A 15353-nucleotide genomic window follows, 5' to 3' on the forward strand; every position below is an offset into this window, starting at 1 on the left:
GGCGCACCTCTCACCAGAACAGGTTGACCATGACCAGCCCGAGCGAGTTCACCGCGTCTCACGCGGCCGACCCATCGACCCCTCCCGCGACCCTCGCCGAGATCGCGACCCACCGTCCTGACCTGCGCGCGGCGGTGGCCGCGAACCCCGTGGCGTACCCCGAGCTGCTCGACTGGCTCCGCGCGCAGGGCGACCCCGCGGTCGCAGCGGCCATCGACGCCCGCTCGGCCGCCCCGCAGCGTCCCCTCGCCCCGCCGGTGCCGCCCGCTCCGCCGGTCCCGCCGGCTCCCGAGGGGGCCCAGCCAGCCCTGACCCAGCAGGTGCCGCAGCCCGCCCAGCCCGACCAGACCCAGCAGCTCTGGCAGGGCCAGCCCCAGCAGCAGGCCCAGCAGGGCTACGGCACCCAGCCGACCCAGGCATACGTCCAGCAGGGCTACGGGCAGCCGGCCTGGGGACCGCAGGCCGGTCAGACGCCTCAGGGCCAGGACGCCTACGGCCAGCAGGGCTTCGCCCAGCAGCCGGGCGCCCCGGTGGGCTACGGCCAGCCCGCTCAGCAGCAGGGCGCGTGGGCGGCGCAGCCTGCTGCCGGCACCGGCACCAAGAAGTCCCGCAAGGGCCTGTGGATCGGCGTCGGCGCAGGCGTCCTCGTCCTCCTCGGCGCAGGCGCCTTCGCGGCGAACCACTTCTGGTTCTCCAAGGTCGGCGGGGCGTCCACGCCCGAGGCCGCGGCGACCCAGATGATCGAGGGCGTGGCCTCCAAGGACCTCGTCGCGGTCTACGGCGTGACCTCGCCGGCCGAGATCTCCCAGCTCACCACGGCCGCCGACCTCTTCGACGCCCGCATGCCCGACGGCGACGAGGTCAGCGATCTCACCGACGCCTACGAGCAGTACCTCGACGCGCTCGACCTCACGCTGGACGACCTCCAGGTCAGCAGCGAGGAGATCGGCGACGGGCTCGCCAAGGTGAGCATCACGAGCGGCTCTCTCACGGTCGACGCCGACGCCGACAGGCTCGTCGAGGCGACGGTCGGGTTCTTCGACGAGATCGAGGGGTCGTCGCTGTGGACCACTCTGCAGGACCAGGGTGCGACGATGCCGACCGAGAGCGAGATCCGCGAGGCCATCGAGGAGGGCGTCGCCGAGTCCTTCCCCGCGACGGTCACCGCGGACGACCTCACCCTCGACCCGAGCGACCTCGGCGGCGACCTGGGCCTCGACCTCGGGGACGACCCCATCTCCCCGTTCCTCGTGGTGGTCGAGGAGGGCGGCGACTGGTACGTCAGCCCCTACCTCACGCTCACCGAGTACTCGACGCTCGCGGCAGGCGTCGAGCGCGGCGCGATGCCGGGCGCCGACCTGGCCGGGGCGTACGACACCCCGGAGGCCGCTGGCGAGGGGCTCGTCCTGGGCATCAAGGACTACCTCGAGACCGGGACCACCGCGGAGCTCGCCAAGGCGCTCCCGCTGGCCGACCGCCGTGCGTTCTCGCTCTACGGCGACCTCAGCAGCATCGACGACGAGACCTTCCGGGACTTCCAGGAGCAACTGCGCGACGTGGACGTCGACGCGTCCTTCAGCGTCCGCGACGAGAAGGACGGCGTCGCGTGGCTCCGGCTCGAGTCCCTCGAGGTCTCGGGCACGATCGAGGGCACGGACTTCTCGGTCACCCTCGACGCCGAGTGCATCCAGGCAGAGGCGGACGGCGAGTCCGTCGAGGGCTGCGCCGACCAGGTGCCGTTGCTCGGGGAGCTGGGCATCACCGACCTGTCCCTCGTCGCGATCGAGGAGGACGGGTCTTGGTACATGAGCAGCGCGGCCACCTGGGGCGACTCGTCAGGCCTGATCCTGTCGAACGTCCTGCGGCTCAAGGACGAGGGGAAGCTCGACGACCCCGAGTGGCTCGAGGACAGCCTCGGCGACCTGGCCGACATGTTCTGACGCACGCCCGACCGAGCCCGCCCCGCCACCCGCGGGGCGGGCTCGGTCGTCTCCGGCACATGACGGGCACAGGACAGGCGCAGGACCGGCAGAGGACCGGCAGAGGGCAGCCGGCGACGGCTCTGGTGAGACGCCCTGGCGCTCGACGCCTCGAGGGGTAGAGTGGTCGACGTGAATGGCGTCCAGCGGGTTCTCCTCCTCCTTCTGTGCCGCGACGAGGCCTCGTAGGCCGTCTCCTCGTCGCGGTGGTTGGTGTGCCGGCTTACAGGATCGACACCCTCGAACGCACAGGACGACGAAGGACCTACTGACATGAACCCCCAGCCTGCAGCCCCCAGCTCCAGCAGCACGAGCGCCGCCAGCGCGGTGCAGCGACCGACGCCGATGCCGGTCCACAAGTACCGCCCCTACTCCGAGCAGTTCCGCGTGGAGGTCCCCGACCGCACGTGGCCGGACAAGGTCATCACCCAGGCCCCGCGCTGGTGCGCGGTCGACCTGCGCGACGGGAACCAGGCGCTCATCGAGCCGATGAACGCCGAGCGCAAGCTGCGCATGTTCGAGCTGCTCGTCTCGATGGGCTACAAGGAGATCGAGGTCGGGTTCCCCTCGGCCTCGCAGACGGACTTCGACTTCGTCCGCATGCTCATCGACGACGGGCTGATCCCCGACGACGTGGTGATCCAGGTGCTGACGCAGTCCCGCGAGCACCTCATCGCCCGCACCTACGAGGCGATCGCGGGCGCCAAGCAGGCGATCGTCCACCTGTACAACTCGACCTCGACGCTCCAGCGCGACGTCGTGTTCCGCACGGACATGGACGGCATCGTCGACATCGCCCTCGAGGGCGCGCGCCTGTGCCGCAAGTTCGAGCAGACGATCCCCGAGACCCAGGTCTTCTACGAGTACTCGCCCGAGTCCTACACCGGGACCGAGCTCGAGTTCGCCGCGCGCATCTGCAACGAGGTCATCGAGGTCTTCGAGCCGACCCCGGACCGCAAGGTGATCATCAACCTGCCCGCCACGGTCGAGATGGCCACGCCCAACGTGTACGCCGACTCGATCGAGTGGATGAACCGTCACCTGGTGCACCGCGAGAACGTGGTCCTGTCGCTGCACCCGCACAACGACCGCGGCACCGCGGTGGCGGCCGCCGAGCTCGGCTACCAGGCCGGCGCCGACCGCATCGAGGGCTGCCTGTTCGGCAACGGCGAGCGCACCGGCAACGTCGACCTGGTGACCCTGGGCATGAACCTGTTCAGCCAGGGCGTCGACCCGCAGATCGACTTCACCGTCGGCGGCGGCATCGACCACATCCGCCGCACCGTCGAGCACTGCAACCAGCTGGCGGTCCACGAGCGCCACCCCTACGCCGGTGACCTCGTCTTCACGGCCTTCTCGGGCTCGCACCAGGACGCGATCAAGAAGGGCCTCGACGCGATGGCCGCCGAGGCCGACGCGAAGGGCGTCTCGGTCGACGACCTCGTGTGGGGCGTCCCGTACCTGCCGATCGACCCGCGCGACCTGGGGCGCTCCTACGAGGCCGTCATCCGGGTCAACTCGCAGTCCGGCAAGGGCGGCATCTCGTACCTGCTCAAGACCGAGCGCCACCTGGACCTGCCGCGCCGCCTGCAGATCGAGTTCTCGCGCGTGGTGCAGTCGGTGACCGACTCCGGCGGCCGCGAGGTCACCGGCGAGGACATCTGGCAGATCTTCGCCGACGAGTACCTGCCGGCCCCGGCCGACGGCCCGCTCGAGGCCTGGGGACGCCTGTCCCTTCGCGGCACGCGCGCCTCGAGCGTCGAGGGCGGCCTCGACACCCTGTCCGTCGACCTGGTCGACGGCGGCACGCCGATCACGCTCGAGGGCACCGGCAACGGCCCGATCGCGGCCTTCGTGGACGCGGTCAGCCAGGTGGGCGTCGACGTCCGCGTCCTCGACTACGCCGAGCATGCTCTCTCCGAGGGTGGCGACGCGACCGCGGCTGCCTACGTCGAGTGCGCCGTCGGCGACGAGGTCCTGTGGGGCGTGGGCATTGACCCGTCGATCACCACGGCCTCCCTCAAGGCGATCATCTCGGCCGTCAACCGCGAGGGCCGCACGGCCGCGTGACCTGACGCCTCGGGGACCGACCAGCTGGTCGGTCCCCGAGGTGCACGTCCTGTGACGACCCGCGCCGGCTGCCCCCGCTGTCGGTGCGATGAGAGATGATGGTGAGCGTGGTCCTCTACCGAGACGAAGCGCTCGTGCTGCGCACCCACAAGCTGGGCGAGGCGGACCGGATCATCACGTTCCTCACGCGCGAGCACGGCAAGGTGCGCGCCGTCGCCAAGGGCGTGCGGCGTACGTCGTCGCGCTTCGGCGCGCGCCTCGAGCCCTTCATGTTCGTCGACGTCCAGCTGCACGTCGGGCGCAACCTCGACATCGTCACCCAGGCCGAGATGGTCCAGCCGTACGCGCGTGCGATCTTCTCGGACTACACGCTCTACACGGCAGGGGCGGTGATGCTCGAGACGGCGGACCGTCTCGTCGAGGCCGAGCGCGAGCCGAGCGTCCAGCAGTTCTGGCTGCTCGCCGGGGCGCTGCGGGCCCTCGCCGACCACGCGCACGCGCCCGGCCTGGTGCTCGACTCCTACCTGCTGCGGGCCCTCGCGGTCGCCGGCTGGGCGCCGACCTTCGCGGACTGCGCGCGCTGCGGCGAGCCCGGCCCGCACCGGGCCTTCTCCGTCGCGCAGGGTGGCACCGTCTGCCCGCGCTGTCGCCCCCCGGGCTCGACGGCTCCCGCACCCGAGACGGTCGACCTGCTCGCAGCCCTGCTGAGCGGCGACTGGGCGGTGGCCGACGTCACCGACGAGCGCTGCCGCCGCGAGGCCAACGGCATCGTCGCCGCCTACTCCCAGTACCACCTCGAGCGTGCGCTGCGCTCGCTGAGGATGGTCGACCGCACCGTGCCGGCGGAGCCGGCTGCCACCGCCGACCTGCCGGCACCGGCCGACGCCGACCAGCCCACCGTGACCGAAGGAGCTCTCCATGGCTCGCACCCCCAAGCCTGAGCCCGTGCGGCGTGCCGCCCCGATCCTCCCGCCGTCGCACCCCTCGGGGGAGACGGCGCCGGCGATCCCGCGCGAGTTCGTCCCGCAGCACGTCGCCGTGGTCATGGACGGCAACGGCCGGTGGGCCAACGCCCGCGGGCTGCCGCGGACCGCGGGCCACGAGGCGGGGGAGGCCGCGCTCCTCGACGTCGTGGCGGGCGCGATCGACATCGGTGTCCAGCACGTCTCCGCATACGCGTTCTCGACCGAGAACTGGAAGCGGTCACCGGAGGAGGTGCGCTTCCTCATGGGCTTCAACCGCGACGTGCTCCGTCGCCAGCGGGACACCCTGAACTCCTGGGGCGTGCGGGTCCGCTGGGCCGGGCGCCGTCCCCGGCTCTGGCGCTCGGTGATCTCCGAGCTCGAGGTGGCCGAGGAGCTCACCCGCGAGAACACGGTGTGCACCCTCACCATGTGCGTCAACTACGGCGGTCGCGCCGAGATCGCCGACGCCGCGCAGGCCATCGGCCGCGAGGTCGCCGCAGGCAGGCTCGACCCGTCCAAGATCACCGAGAAGACCGTCGCCCGGTACCTCGACGAGCCGGACCTGCCCGACGTCGACCTCTTCCTGCGGTCCTCGGGGGAGCAGCGCATCTCGAACTTCATGATCTGGCAGTCGGCCTACGCCGAGCTGGTCTTCATGAACCAGCTCTGGCCCGACGTCGACCGCCGCACGCTGTGGCGGGCCGTCGAGGAGTACGCGCGTCGCGACCGCCGCTACGGCGGCGCGGTCGACGTGCCGTCGACCGCGCCGGCCGCCGGTGACCAGCCGGGCTGAGTGCGCCCGTCCGAGCGAGCACGGCTGCGCGGCGCCCTCAGTGCGTGAGCACCACGAGCCGCTCGGTGGCCCGCGTCATCGCGACGTACCGGTCGACCGCTCCCTCGACCCCGGACCCGAGGGCCTCCGGGTCGACGAGCACGACGAGGTCGAACTCGAGCCCCTTGGTGAGCTCGGGTGCGAGGGACCGCACGCGCGAGGTCCCGACGAACCCTGGGTCTCCGACGACGCAGGCCGTGCCGTCCGGGTGCTCGGCCAGCCACTCCTCGAGCACGGTCTCGAGCTCGTCGACAGACCCGTGCCGGACCTCGTGCCCCGACGTGGTGCGGACCGAGACCGGCACGTTCGCGTCCGGGATCGCCGCCCGGACGACGACCTCCGCCTCCGCCATGATCGCCGCGGGGGTGCGGTAGTTGTAGGTGAGCGGCGAGACCGTGACACCGGTGAGACCCACCCTGTCGAGCCGTTCCTGCCAGGTCTCCGTGAACCCGCCGCGAGCCTGGGCACGGTCTCCGACGACGGTGAGGCTGCGCGAGGGGCAGCGGCGCAGCACCATCTGCCACGCGGCATCGGTGAGCTCCTGCGCCTCGTCGACCACCACGTGCGCGAAGGGACCGACGAGGTGGTCGTGCGCGACGTCGTCGGGGTCGAAGGCACCGGCCAGGGCCTCGGCGAGGTCGCTGCTGCGGAGCATCACCACCTCGCTCTCGCGGTCGTCGTCGGCGGCGACGAGGTCGTCGATCACCTGCGAGCGGTACTCGAGCTCGGACGAGACGGTCGCCTCGTGGCGTGCGCGTCGGCGGGAGGCATCAGGGTCGCCGAGGCGGTGACGGGCCGCGTCGAGGAGCGGCAGGTCGGCGTCGGTCCAGGCGCTCTCGGCCGGACGTCGGAGCGCGGCGCGGTCCTCCGGGCTCGTCCACGGCGCGCAGTGCCGCAGGTACGCGGGGACCGCCCACAGGTCGGCGACGAGCTCCGCGGCGTCGAGGAGGGGCCACGCACGGTCGACCGCGGCGGTCAGACCGGCGTCGCGGCGCACCGCCGCGCGGAGGACGTCCGGCGAGACGTCGCCGCCCTCGTCGCCGCCGTACGCCCCGTCGTCCGCGAGCCCTGCACCGTCCTCCACCTCCGCACCGTCCTCGTACCTGTCGTCGCCCTGCTCGGCGAGCCGGTCCACGAGGATCGAGACGATCTCGTCCCGGATACCGTCGCGCGCCTCGTTGTGGGGGGTGCCGGGGTCGGGTGACCCTAAGGCCCGGGCCCAGTCGGCCGGGCTGAGCCAGAGGTCGGCCCAGGGCGTCTCGACGAGGAGCCCGTCGGCGGGAGGCTGCTCGTAGAAGCGCACCGCGGCCTCGACGGCCTCGACCATCGCCAGGTTCCCCTTGAGCCGCGCGACCGCGGGGTCGCGCTCGGGGACGGCCGCAGCCCCCTCGGGGACGAGGTCGGCGAGCGTGCAGGTCTGCACGCCGTCCTCGCCGAGGTCGGGCAGGACGTCGGCGACGTAGTCGAGGTAGGGCTGGTGCGGGCCCACGAACAGGACCCCGCCGCGGCGGTGGCCCAGGAGCGGGTCGGTGTAGAGCAGGTAGGCGCAGCGGTGCAGCGCGACCACCGTCTTCCCGGTCCCGGGACCGCCGTCGACCACGAGCGTCCCGCGCGACCCGGCGCGGATGATCGCGTCCTGGTCGCCCTGGATGGTGCCCAGGACGTCGCGCATGCGGTCGGTGCGGCTGCCGCCGAGGCTCGCGACGAAGGCCGACCGTGCGTCGGGGAGCGCGTCGCCGACACCACCGTCGCCCTCCCTGCCACCGTCGTCGTCCCCGTGGTCCTCTCGGTTGCTGGCGAGCGCGGCAGGGGTGAGCGGCTCGTCCCAGTAGTCGCGCACCCGGCCGAGGTGCCAGCGGTACCGGCGGCGGCTGGCCAGGCCCATCGGGTGCGCCGGGGTCGCGGCGAAGAAGGCCTCGGCGGCGGGGGAGCGCCAGTCGACGAGCAGCGGCTCGCCCGCTGCGTCGGTGAGGCCCTGCCGCCCGACGTAGACGTGCTCGGCGGTCGCGTCGTCGGCGACGGTCCGTCCGAGGCAGAGGTCCGGCCCGTGCCGGCGCAGACCACGCAGCCGGGCGACGAGGCGGTGGATCTCCGCGTCACGCTCCACGGCGGTCTGGCCGTGTCCCGCGGGGGAGCGTCGCACGGTGGCGAGGCGTGCGGTGAGGTCGGTGACGGTCTGCTCGAGCGAGCCGCTCAGCTCGGTGAACAGCTGCTCGTCGCGCTCGACGAGCGCGGGGTCGGCCTTCGCCGCCAGGTGCTCTGGCAGGTCGAAGACGCTGGTGGTGTGCTGCACGGTGCCGCTCCTCTGCCCGAGGTGTCGAGGGTCTCGGGCGACGATCCTCCACCGCAGAGGGGGCCTTGCGGCAAGCCCCCTGCTCCGCTATAAGTTGAGAGTGGAAGGACGCGGTGCGTCCGGCTCTTCCCCGGTCGTGCTGCCGGGGAACGTGGCGGTGAAGACCGTCCCCACACCCGGCTCGCTGGCAGCGGTCAGCGTCCCGCCGTGGAGCTCGACGAGCGTGCGGCTGATGGCCAGGCCCAGCCCCGAGCCTCCGGACCCCTTGGTCCGAGAGCGGTCTGCGCGCCAGAAGCGGTCGAACAGTCGCGAGAGGTCGTCGGCCGTCATCCCGATGCCGTCGTCGGCGACCTCGAGCACGACGGTCGTGCCGTCCAGCGCCGCCCGCAGGTCGATACGAGACCCTTCAGAGTGCTGGACCGCGTTGGCGACGAGGTTCTCGACGACCTGTCGCACGCGCCCGGGGTCCACCTCGGCGACCAGGGGCCCGGGTGCGTCGACCCGGACGTCGAGGGAGCGGGTGGCGGCTCTCTCGCCTGAGGCACGGCGTGCCTCGTGGAGCAGCGCGGCCACGTCCGTCGGCTCCCGGTGCACCTGGAGGTGACCGGAGTCCGCACGGCTCAGCGTCTGCAGGTCGGCGGTGATCTGCTGCAGGTGCATGGTCTCGCCGTGGAGCAGGTCGACGAGGTGCGCGTCGGTCGGGACCACGCCCTCCTGGGCACCCTCGAGCCAGCCGCGCAGCGTGGTCAGCGGGGTGCGGAGCTCGTGCGAGACGTCGGCGACCATCTGCTGCTGCTGCTCGCGGGTCCGGGCGAGCTCGGCCGCCATGGTGTTGAAGGCCCGGGCGAGGTCCGACACCTCGTCGCCGCCGCGCACCGGCACGACCACGGAGAGGTCACCGGCCGCGAGCTCGCGTGCCGCGCGCGTCACGGAGCGGACCCGGCGGACCGCCGGCACCCCCACGAGGCCCGCGGTGGCGAGCACGAGCGTCACGACCACCGCTGAGACGAGGGCGATGCGCGCCTGAGACCCGGGGCTGAGGTCGAGGGCGTTGCGCTGGTCCCCGCGCTCGTCCGTGAGGTACACCTCGACGGAGGGTGCGACCGACCCGGCCGAGGCCGTCGTGAAGGCGGCCGCGACGCACCTCAGCTCCTCTCCGGGAGCGGGCCGGCGGACCGGCTCGCCGCCGGTCTGGAGGCCCAGCACGATGCCGGCCGGGTCGGCTCGGACGGGGCGGAGCACCACACGGTCCACCGGCGGCAGCCCCGCGGTGATCAGGCAGGGGTTGGTCAGCTCGGTGATCTGGTCGAGGGCACGCTGCTCAGGGCCGATCGGCTGCGCCAGCGCTGGTGCGCCGCAGCCGTCCGGCTGTGACGCGACGTCGAGCACGGCTCGGCCGGTGGGCCAGAACGCGATCGAGGTCTCCAGGGTCAGCCCCAGGCACCCGACGACCGCCGACACCCTGCGCAGGCTCTCTGCGCGCTGCTCGTCGTCGAGCGTGAGCGCACCGCTGAGATGGTCGGGCAGAGGGGCGAGGTCCTCGCTCCCGGTCCCTGGGGAGTCGTCGGGTGCCAGGACCTGGTCGACGAGCTCCTGCCACGGGTCGACCTCCGTGCGGGCGTGGTCGGGGTAGGGGAACCCTGGGCGGGTGTCGACCACGGTGCGTCCTTGCTCGACGACCGCGATGCGGCGCCCGTGCTCGCGCGCGAGCCTGTGGACGACGGGACCGACGTCGTCCCAGGTCGCGTGCGACCCGCCCCAGTCGAGCAGCTCGTCGACGATCGCGACGTCCGCCTCGAGGTTGGTGCCTGCCTGCTCGATGCTGTAGCTGGGCTGGGTGGTGCGGGTGAGCCAGACGGTCCCGAGGACCGCGACGAGTGCGACCGCGACGACGGACAGGAGCAGCCGCGCGACGAGGCTACGTCGCATCGGTCCCGGGCTCTGTCGCGGTCGGGGCGACGAGCTTGTAGCCCACCCCGTAGACGGTGCGCAGGAGCTCGGGACCGTCGAACACCGCGTCGACCTTGGACCGCAGGTTCTTCATGTGGGTGTCGATGGTGCGCTCGGTCGTGTACTCGTCGGAGCCGTGCAGGTGCCGCAGGAGCTGCGGTCGGCTGAGCACCAGCCCGGCGTGCTCCGCCAGGAGGGTCAAGAGCTGCATCTCGGCACGGGTGAGGTCGATCGGGGTGCCGCCGACGGACGCCTCGTGCCGCCGGGGGTCCACCACGAGCGGGCCGACCGTGACGGGTCCGTCGTCGACGGTGCGGCTGCGCCGGAGCAGGGCCCGGGCCCTGGCCACCATCTCGCGGGGGGAGTAGGGCTTCGAGAGGTAGTCGTCGGCGCCGAGCTCGAGCCCCACGAGCAGGTCGTCCTCCTCGGAGCGGGCGGTGAGCATGAGGATGGGTGTCTCGTCGCCCGCGGCGCGCAGTGCACGGCACACCGCGAAGCCGTCCATCTCCGGCAGCATGACGTCGAGGACCAGCAGGTCGACCGCCGAGCCGCGGACTGCCTCGAGGGCGGAGCGACCGTCGCCGACGACCGTCGCCTGGTAGCCCTCACGGGTCAGGTACCGTCGCGCGAGCTCGGCCTGGAGCTCGTCGTCCTCTGCGATCAGGATCGTCGTCACGCCGCCATCCTAGGGGCGCGAGGACGCGGGGAGAGCGCGTGGGTGGGTGGCTCACGAGGACCTCAAGGGCACCGGACAGGTTCCTCACAATCGCTGGCTAGCGTCTCGTCGCGCACCTCCCAGCACCCCTGAACCCTGGAGCGACCATGCACCTCCACCACCGCACCGCCCAGGCGAGGGCAGCCGCCCCGCTGCTCGCCCTCGTCGTCGCCCTCAGCGCCTGCTCGGGCGCCCAGAGCGCCCCGCCCGAGACCGGCTCGGGCGAGATCGCGAGCATCCCGACCACCGAGGCGCCCGCCGCGCCCGGGCCTGCCGACCCGACGCAGGGCGGGCCGCCCGCCGACGCCGCCGACGCTGCTGGCGACGACCTGTTCGCCACCTACGGCGAGCCGGTGCGGCTGCGGCTCGACATGACCGAGGAGGAGGAGATCGAGGCGCAGGCCGGGTACGACCGCTGCACCATGGACCACTCGGGCATCCCCGCGGGCGCGGGGTCCGACGCCGGGGGCACCGAGGGAGGTACCGGTCCGGCCTCGCCCGAGCAGGCTGCGGCCGACAGGGAGGCGACCGAGCACTGCGCCTCGCTCCTCCCGCTCGCGCCGTGGGAGTACGACCCTCAGAACCCGGACGCGCTGAACTTCGTGCAGGCGGTCGTCGACTGCCTGCACGACCGCGGGGTCACCTACGTCGAGGTCGTCCAGGACGACGGGAGGATCGGTGTCGCGCTCGGTGGTCCGTCGAACGACTCGCGGTCGATCAGCCTCGGCATGGAGCTCCACGACCAGTGCGAGACGAGCGTCGTCGACGCTGGTTCGTGGCAGTGAGAGGGCCACGTGCTGGCCGGCGCACGACGGTGGTCGCCGGTGTCGTCGCGGCCTCGCTCGTCGGGGTAGGTGTCCTGGTGACGACCGCCTGGCCGAGCGGGACCCCTGACGGGGGAGCGAGCCCGTCCGCGGTCGGTCGACCGGTACGGGAGACGGTCGAGGTCGCTCGTGAGGACCTCGTCGTCACCCAGGAGGCCCAGGGGATGGTGGAGTTCTCCGGCTCCCGCGAGATCACGGCCTCCCGGGCGGGCACCATCACCTGGCTGCCCGACGTGGGCACCGTGCTGACCCGCGGGGACACCGTGCTCCGGACGGACGACCAGCCGGTCGTGCTGTTCCTGGGGGAGACCCCGCTCTACCGGACCCTGGACGGCTCCGGGCTGCGCGGGCCCGACGTGGACGTGGTCGCGCAGAACCTCGTGGCACTCGGGCACCTCGCCGCCTTCCCGCCCGGCGACGTCACCGGACCGCGGTTCGCGGCAGCCGTCAGCCGGTGGCGCACGGCGAACGGCCTCCGGCCCGTCGAGCTCGTCCCGCCGGACGGTCCGGGGACGCCGGACCCGCAGAGCGGTCAGGGCGCGGGACGTGCGGCAGCGGGTGCCGGTGCCTCGGCCGAGGCACCGGCCGACGCACCTGACGGTGAAGGGGCCGAGGTCCCGGTCTCGCCTGACGACGACCCGCAGGCGCCTCAGGCGTCACCCGACGGGGTACCAGACGAGCCGCCGGCACCGGCGGACGGCAGCGCCCCTCCGGCACCGGCCGCCGAGACCCCACCCGCGCCGATCACGAGCGTCACCTCGATCCAGACCGGCGAGGCCGTCGTGCTCCCCGAGGACGTGCGGGTCTCGGCGGTCCTCTCGCAGCTCGGCGACCCCGCCGAGGGGGCTGCGGTGCTGCGCGTCACGAGCACCCGGAAGGTCGTCCGGCTCTCGGCAGACCAGGTCCCCGAGGCCGCCGTCCAGCAGGGCGGCGAGGTGACCGTCGTGCTGCCCGGCGGCGCCGAGGTCCCCGGGACCGTCGCGGAGGTGGGCACGAGCGGTGAGGCCGGCGACGCCTCGGCCACCGTGGTCGTCGAGGTCGCCGACCAGGAGGCGTTGTCCGGGGTGGACGGGGGGCCGGTCACGGTGCGCATCGTCACCGCGCGCCGCGACCAGGTGCTCGCCGTGCCGCCGGCCGCGCTGCTCGCGCTGCGCGAGGGCGGTCACGCGCTCCAGCTCGAGGACGGCACCCTCGTGCCGGTCGAGACCGGCATGTTCACCGACGCGCGGGTCGAGGTCTCGGGTGATGCCGTGCACGAGGGACTCAGGGTGGTGACCGCCTCGTGAGCATCCTCGAGCTCGAGGACGTGACCAAGACCTTCGGCCCCGACGTGGTGGCGCTCGACTCGGTGTCGCTCCGGGTAGAGCGCGGCGAGCTCTTCACGATCGTCGGGCGGTCCGGCTCGGGCAAGTCCACCCTGATGAACGTCATGGGCACGCTCGACACACCGACCTCCGGCACCGTCCGCGTCGACGGCCAGGACACCAGCGGGCTGACAGACCGGGAGACCACCGAGCTGCGGGCGCGGTCGATCGGCTTCGTGTTCCAGAGCTTCCACCTCGACGACGGCCAGACCGCCACCGGCAACGTCATGACGGGACTGCTCTACGCGGGCGTGCCACGACGTCAGCGCCGAGCGCTCGCGACCGAGGCGCTCGAGCGTGTCGGGCTCGCTCACCGGGTCGGGCACCGTCCGCCCCAGCTCTCGGGCGGTGAGCGGCAACGGGTCGCGATCGCGCGGGCCATCGTCAAGGAGCCCGCGATCGTCCTCGCCGACGAGCCCACCGGTGCCCTCGACAGCCGTAACGGCGACCTCGTCATGGCCGTGCTCGAGCGACTCAGCGCGGAGGGCACCACGATCGCCGTGATCACCCACGACCTCACGGTCGCCGCACGGTCGGCGCGGCGGGTCGAGCTGCACGACGGCGTGGTCGTCGACGACGGTGCGCCTGCCGACGCCGGTGCACGCGTCCAGCACGCCACCGGAGGTGGACGATGAGCCGCACGGGACTGTCGCTGGTCGACACCCTTGTGGTCGGGACCGTCGGGCTCCGCGCGCGGCGCCTGAGGTCCGTGCTGGCTGCCCTGGGCATCTCGATCGGCATCGCCACGGTCGTCCTCGTCACGAGCATCCCGGCCTCGTCGCAGGCGGACCTCGACCGTCGTCTGTCGGCGCTCGGGGCAGACCTCCTGCGGGTCGACCCCGTCCAGACCGGGGGAGAGGTCCGCACGCTGCCGCGCGAGAGCCAGGCCATGCTCGAGCGGGTCGGACCGGTCACCGGGGCGGCGGTGGTCGCCAACACGCACGCCTCGGTCCGCAGCAGCGCGCTGCGCCCGCAGGGTGACGGAGCCATCACGGCGCTCGCCGTGAGCGGGACTCTCGACGAGATGCTGCGGCTGAGGGTCGCCGACGGGCGCACGCTCACCGGGGACGTCGAGCCGACCGTCGTGCTCGGGTCTGACGCAGCCGAGCGCCTGGGCCTCGACCGTCTGCCGTCGGACCCGGTGACGATCGACGTCGGCGGGGTCGCGTTCACCGTGGTCGGCGTCCTCGCGCCGAGCCCGCTGGCGGTCGACCTCCAGTCGGCCGTCCTCATGGACTGGGCGGACGCCGAGACCTGGCTCGACCCGGACGTCCGCCCGACCGTCGCCTACGTCACGGCGCCTGACGAGGTCATCGGTGAGCTCCGTCCCGTCCTGGCCTCGACGCTCTCTGCCGAGTCGCCGGGGCGGGTGCTCGTCAGCCGTCCGTCAGACGTCGTCGCGGCGAGGCAGGCGACCGGCGCGACCTTCGAAGGCATGTTCGTCGGGCTTGCGGCTGTCGCCCTGCTGGTCGGCGGCGTCGGGATCGCGAACACGCTCTTCGCCTCCGTGCTGGAGCGCCGCCGCGAGATCGGGCTGCGTCGGGCGCTCGGTGCTCAGCGCTCGGCGATCCGTACGCAGTTCATGACCGAGGCGCTCTGCCTGTGCCTGGCCGGCGGTGCGCTCGGCAGCGCTGGCGGGGCGTTCGCGACGGTGCTCTGGGCGACGTCGCGCGGGTGGCCGGTCGTGGTCCCGCTGGACGTCGTCTGCGCCGGGGTCGCCGCCGCGCTGGTCACGGGAGCCCTCGCGGGGATAGCCCCCTCGGTCCGGGCCGCGCGGCTCCCACCCACCCTCGCGCTCTCGGCCGAGTAGGGCCGGGCGAGGTCTCGGGTCACGAGCCTGCGGTCCGGGCCGCCGTCGACCTCCGGCGTGCGCGGGCCACGTGCAGCACCCCGAGCACGGTGAGCAGGAGGAGGACGACGAGAGCCACGGCACCCCACGGGGACCCGGTCGCCGCGGAGATCGCCGCGGTCCACGCGGCCCAGCCGATGGTCGCGTAGATGGTCGCGTGGATGAGGCAGCCCACCACGAGGGCTGGCAGGTACCGTGTGAGGAAGGGCATCCGGGTCAGGCCCGCCGCACCGTTGACCACAGTCTTGGTGCCCACGGCGCAGAAGCTCAGCGGGACGGCCAGGACACCCCAGCGGTTGACGGTCGCGACACCACGCTGTGCGGCGGGGGTCGTCGACCAGGCCTGGGCCTGGGCGAGGAGCCGGTTCCTCGGCGTGGTGCGCTCGAGCGTCTGGGTCGCGACCACGCGGGCTACCCAGTACGTCGCCTGGGTCCGTACGAAGGCGACGGCGAAGAAGAACGCGAAGATGGCGACGAAAGGCGCGCTCTCGAGCTGCTCGGGCACTCGTCCT

The 15353-nt window shown here is 73.0% G+C and carries 12 protein-coding genes; 8 read left to right on the forward strand and 4 right to left on the reverse strand.

What is annotated here, in order from left to right; translation table 11 throughout:
- Window positions 1-29 precede the first annotated feature (29 nt).
- The 4 genes from SKED_RS18920 to SKED_RS06650 all read left to right on the forward strand — a co-directional run bounded on the left by SKED_RS18920 (window position 30) and on the right by SKED_RS06650 (window position 5807).
- Window positions 30-1940 (forward strand): variant leucine-rich repeat-containing protein, encoded by a 1911-nt coding sequence (locus tag SKED_RS18920; RefSeq protein ID WP_012866362.1) that lies wholly within the window; start codon window positions 30-32, stop codon window positions 1938-1940.
- Between the two features lie 312 nt (window positions 1941-2252).
- Window positions 2253-4049, forward strand: a complete 1797-nt coding sequence (leuA, locus tag SKED_RS06640; protein ID WP_042437846.1) for a 2-isopropylmalate synthase — start codon at window positions 2253-2255, stop codon at window positions 4047-4049.
- Window positions 4050-4156: 107 nt separating this feature from the next.
- Window positions 4157-4990, forward strand: a complete 834-nt coding sequence (gene recO / locus SKED_RS06645) for a DNA repair protein RecO (protein WP_081448062.1) — start codon at window positions 4157-4159, stop codon at window positions 4988-4990.
- Window positions 4968-5807 carry an isoprenyl transferase gene (locus tag SKED_RS06650; protein WP_012866365.1) on the forward strand — a complete coding sequence of 280 codons (840 nt, stop codon included), beginning with the start codon at window positions 4968-4970 and terminating at the stop codon, window positions 5805-5807. The genes recO and SKED_RS06650 overlap by 23 nt, the downstream gene beginning before the upstream one ends.
- Before the next feature lie 37 nt (window positions 5808-5844).
- Here the strand turns inward: SKED_RS06650 and helR are convergent, their stop codons facing one another.
- The 3 genes from helR to SKED_RS06665 all read right to left on the reverse strand — a co-directional run bounded on the left by helR (window position 5845) and on the right by SKED_RS06665 (window position 10765).
- Window positions 5845-8139, reverse strand: coding sequence for an RNA polymerase recycling motor ATPase HelR (helR, locus tag SKED_RS06655; protein WP_012866366.1), 2295 nt, complete (start codon window positions 8137-8139; stop codon window positions 5845-5847).
- An 87-nt stretch (window positions 8140-8226) separates the two neighbouring features.
- Window positions 8227-10068: a sensor histidine kinase gene (locus tag SKED_RS06660; RefSeq protein WP_012866367.1), complete on the reverse strand. Its 1842-nt coding sequence runs from the start codon at window positions 10066-10068 to the stop codon at window positions 8227-8229.
- On the reverse strand, window positions 10058-10765 hold the full coding sequence (locus SKED_RS06665; protein WP_012866368.1) for a response regulator transcription factor: 708 nt from the start codon (window positions 10763-10765) through the stop codon (window positions 10058-10060). The genes SKED_RS06660 and SKED_RS06665 overlap by 11 nt, the downstream gene beginning before the upstream one ends.
- A gap of 146 nt (window positions 10766-10911) precedes the next feature.
- On the opposite strand from SKED_RS06665, the gene SKED_RS06670 reads away from it, so the two are divergent.
- The 4 genes from SKED_RS06670 to SKED_RS06685 all read left to right on the forward strand — a co-directional run bounded on the left by SKED_RS06670 (window position 10912) and on the right by SKED_RS06685 (window position 14802).
- On the forward strand, window positions 10912-11589 hold the full coding sequence (locus SKED_RS06670) for a hypothetical protein (protein WP_012866369.1): 678 nt from the start codon (window positions 10912-10914) through the stop codon (window positions 11587-11589).
- A 77-nt stretch (window positions 11590-11666) separates the two neighbouring features.
- The gene (locus tag SKED_RS06675) at window positions 11667-12914 is read left to right on the forward strand and encodes an efflux RND transporter periplasmic adaptor subunit (RefSeq protein ID WP_143755681.1); all 1248 of its coding nucleotides are present in this window, start codon (window positions 11667-11669) and stop codon (window positions 12912-12914) included.
- Window positions 12911-13627, forward strand: coding sequence for an ABC transporter ATP-binding protein (locus SKED_RS06680; protein ID WP_012866371.1), 717 nt, complete (start codon window positions 12911-12913; stop codon window positions 13625-13627). The genes SKED_RS06675 and SKED_RS06680 overlap by 4 nt, the downstream gene beginning before the upstream one ends.
- Window positions 13624-14802 carry an ABC transporter permease gene (locus SKED_RS06685; RefSeq protein WP_012866372.1) on the forward strand — a complete coding sequence of 393 codons (1179 nt, stop codon included), beginning with the start codon at window positions 13624-13626 and terminating at the stop codon, window positions 14800-14802. The genes SKED_RS06680 and SKED_RS06685 overlap by 4 nt, the downstream gene beginning before the upstream one ends.
- A 19-nt stretch (window positions 14803-14821) precedes the next feature.
- On the opposite strand, the gene SKED_RS06690 is transcribed toward SKED_RS06685, so the two are convergent.
- Entirely contained in the window at window positions 14822-15346 is a 525-nt protein-coding gene (locus SKED_RS06690; protein WP_012866373.1) for an SNARE-associated domain-containing protein, read from the reverse strand.
- Window positions 15347-15353 lie beyond the last annotated feature (7 nt).

This window comes from Sanguibacter keddieii DSM 10542, assembly GCF_000024925.1.
GTDB lineage: Bacteria > Actinomycetota > Actinomycetes > Actinomycetales > Cellulomonadaceae > Sanguibacter > Sanguibacter keddieii.

Bases quoted from the DNA above. Each gene is read 5' to 3' on its own strand.
- SKED_RS18920 (WP_012866362.1), top strand. From the start codon at position 30: ATGACCAGCCCGAGCGAGTTCACCGCGTCTCACGCGGCCGACCCATCG.
- SKED_RS06670 (WP_012866369.1), top strand. From the start codon at position 10,912: ATGCACCTCCACCACCGCACCGCCCAGGCGAGGGCAGCCGCCCCGCTG.
- SKED_RS06660 (WP_012866367.1), bottom strand. From the start codon at position 10,068: ATGCGACGTAGCCTCGTCGCGCGGCTGCTCCTGTCCGTCGTCGCGGTC.
- leuA (WP_042437846.1), top strand. From the start codon at position 2,253: ATGAACCCCCAGCCTGCAGCCCCCAGCTCCAGCAGCACGAGCGCCGCC.
- SKED_RS06650 (WP_012866365.1), top strand. From the start codon at position 4,968: ATGGCTCGCACCCCCAAGCCTGAGCCCGTGCGGCGTGCCGCCCCGATC.
- SKED_RS06685 (WP_012866372.1), top strand. From the start codon at position 13,624: ATGAGCCGCACGGGACTGTCGCTGGTCGACACCCTTGTGGTCGGGACC.